Origin of the sequence: Aquidulcibacter sp. (genome assembly GCF_049239865.1) — a bacterium.
Lineage (GTDB): Bacteria > Pseudomonadota > Alphaproteobacteria > Caulobacterales > Aquidulcibacteraceae > Aquidulcibacter.
The window spans coordinates 1-2,669 of record NZ_JBMLTR010000054.1 but is presented as its reverse complement, the minus strand read 5'-3'; the positions used below and the strand labels follow the sequence as shown (position 1 = coordinate 2,669).

The following is a 2,669-nucleotide window of genomic DNA, read 5'->3' as shown; positions in this document are numbered from 1 at the left end:
GCAAGTTGGATTGGTTGGTTGGTACCATCTATTCCAAAGAAACCATCAACTCGACCGTTCGCTTCCGCACTGGCACCGATTACCAAGCCTATATCGGCGGTCTTTTGGGCCCAGCTTTGGCTTTGGCCAACCCAGCTCTGGCTGTGAACCCCTTGAGCCCAACCGTCACCAACACCCAATTGGCTGGTGTGGTTTCGACCTGGCAGTCCATCTTAGGCGTGACGCCAGCTAACATCGGTACTTTGGCAGCTGGTGGTGGTCAGTTTGACGATTACGAGCAAAATGCTGAGTCCGTCGCGTTGTTCACGCACAATATCTACCAGTTCAACGACGACTTCAGCGTGACCTTGGGTCTGCGTTACACCTCGGAAGAAAAGAAGTTCCAAGGCAGCTATCGCACGCAGGGCAACACGGCTTGTACCGCGATTGAGAACCGCTTGGGTCTCGATGCGGCACGCAACGCAGGCTCGTTGGCGGCTGTTGTCGGCGCAATCTGCGCACCTTGGATGCGCTCTGGCCTCGACGGCATGGATCACCGCCAAGAAAAGTCCGAAAAAGAATGGTCGGGCATCTTCTCGGCAGCTTACCGGTTCGCGCCAAACATCAATACTTATGCCTCCTACTCGCGTGGCTATAAGGCTGGTGGCTTTAACTTGGACCGCGCGTTCTCTGACCTGCAGAACAATGTGGTTACCTCCATCATCTCGCCAGGCGTGGGTAACCGCACCGTGCGTCAGCCAAACACCTCGTTTGCGCCTGAAACCGTTGATGCTTACGAAGTCGGTTTGAAGACCCAGTGGTTCAACCGCGCTTTGACTGCAAACTTTGCGGCTTACCATCAGACCTTTGAGAACTTCCAGCTAAATACCTTCACCGGTATCTCGTTCGTTGTGACCTCGGTTCCTGAAGTGGTGTCGCAAGGGGTAGAGTTTGACTATGTCCTGCGGACGCCAATCGAAGGCCTGTCCATCACCGGTGGTGCAGCTTACTCGTTCACCGAATATACCAAGAATTTGGGTTCGGCATCGCAAGCCAACACCTTCCTTGGTCAAAACCCCAACCTTTATTGGTTGCCCGGTGGTCAGCTGACCAGCTCGCCAGTTTGGACCTATGGTTCGGCGTTCAATTACGAGCGTTCGGTTCTGTCTGATACAGCCAAATTGAAAGCCTATACTGACTTCCGTACCATCACAGACACCATCACGGGCTCGAACTTGGACCCACGTAAGACCCAGCCAGGCTACACGTTGATCAATGCTCGCTTAGCATTGAGCACGGCAGACGATCGCTGGACGGTTGAATTGTGGGGCCGGAACTTGACCGATGAGCGTTATGCGCAAATCACCTTTGACTCGCCGCTGCAAGGCGATGCGCCAGCGCTGACCAACCAGCCAGCTTTGGGTGGCTTCGCACCACGCGTTGTCAACAGCCAGATCAATGCGTTCGTGGGTGAACCACGCACCTATGGCATGACCTTACGTTGGAACTACTAAGCTCTATCGATTTGATCGGACGAGCTGAGGGGCGTGGCGTAAGCCGCGCCCCTTTTGCGTGGGGGAAATCGTCTCAGGGAAATCGTGTTGAGATGAAACCGATCGACTTATCGCTGCGTATAGGCCCACATGACCCAACTTAAGCCCTTCTCCGCCCTCGTCACTTTGTCCCTCTTGGCCCTTGCTGGTTGTGGGACACAATCTCCCGCCCAAGCGGATGTTGTTGCGCCGAAAGTGTCAGCGACCTCTGCGCCGGTCCCCAGCAATCTGGCTACCGCGATTTTTGCCGGTGGCTGCTTCTGGTGCATGGAAAAGCCGTTTGACGAGATCCCGGGCGTGGTTGCAACCACATCTGGCTATACCGGCGGCACATTGGCCAATCCTACTTATGAGCAAGTGGGGCGGGGTGGCACAGGCCATTTTGAAGCGGTGAAAGTCACTTATGATGCCACCAAGGTGAGTTATCAAAAGCTTCTCGATACCTATTGGCTGCAAGTCGATCCGTTCGATACGTTTGGCCAATTCTGTGACAAAGGCGAAACCTATCTACCCGCTATCTTCTACGCCAATGACGCTGAGAAGAAGGCGGCAGAAGCGGCGCGAGAAGTTCTCTATGCGCGCTTTAAAAAGCCAATTGTTGTGCAAATCCTGCCCGCCAAAGCATTCTACGATGCCGAAGGCTATCATCAGGATTATTATCAGAAAAACCCGCTGCGCTATGCCTATTACCGCAATGGCTGTGGGCGCGATGCCCGTTTGCGCGCCGTTTGGGGCCAATAGCGATTTAAAAAGCGGCAATCTGTCACAAATACTGCCAACCCCATTTACAAATCGGACCACCGCGGGCTAACGTAAGGGCAAGTCGGGTCTTTGGCTCGGCTTTGGTGTCCGGAATGGTTCATTGTGCTTTTCGTAAGCGCTGAATTGGACCGGCGCTCCCTGAGCATCGCCTTGCGGTGGAGCCATTGGCTCCACCGCTTTTTTCTTTTTAGGGCTTCAAACTCTTTTTTTGGACATATCTTGAGGCCTGAAATGCAGACAGGTCGAACGAGTACTCCGTTTAAATTATCACGACGTAGACTCAGGCCGTCTAAAGTCGGAATGGCTGGTGCGCCGCTGCCTAAAGTCTAAACAAAGTGTAACATTGTTGCCACTGTGCGAACAGCTTGGCACATT

At 53.8% G+C, this 2,669-nt stretch carries 2 protein-coding genes; both read left to right on the top strand.

Annotated features, from left to right (window positions below):
* On the top strand, window positions 1–1,493 hold a 1,493-nt coding region (locus tag ACOVRA_RS03890), incomplete at its 5' end, for a TonB-dependent receptor domain-containing protein (protein ID WP_421719149.1).
* 129 nt (window positions 1,494–1,622) lie between these two features.
* Complete coding sequence (msrA, locus tag ACOVRA_RS03885; RefSeq protein WP_421719148.1) at window positions 1,623–2,273, top strand: peptide-methionine (S)-S-oxide reductase MsrA; 651 nt, start codon at window positions 1,623–1,625, stop codon at window positions 2,271–2,273.
* Window positions 2,274–2,669 lie beyond the last annotated feature (396 nt).

Excerpts from the sequence above, each read along its gene's own strand:
- msrA (WP_421719148.1), top strand. The coding sequence starts at position 1,623 with ATGACCCAACTTAAGCCCTTCTCCGCCCTCGTCACTTTGTCCCTCTTG.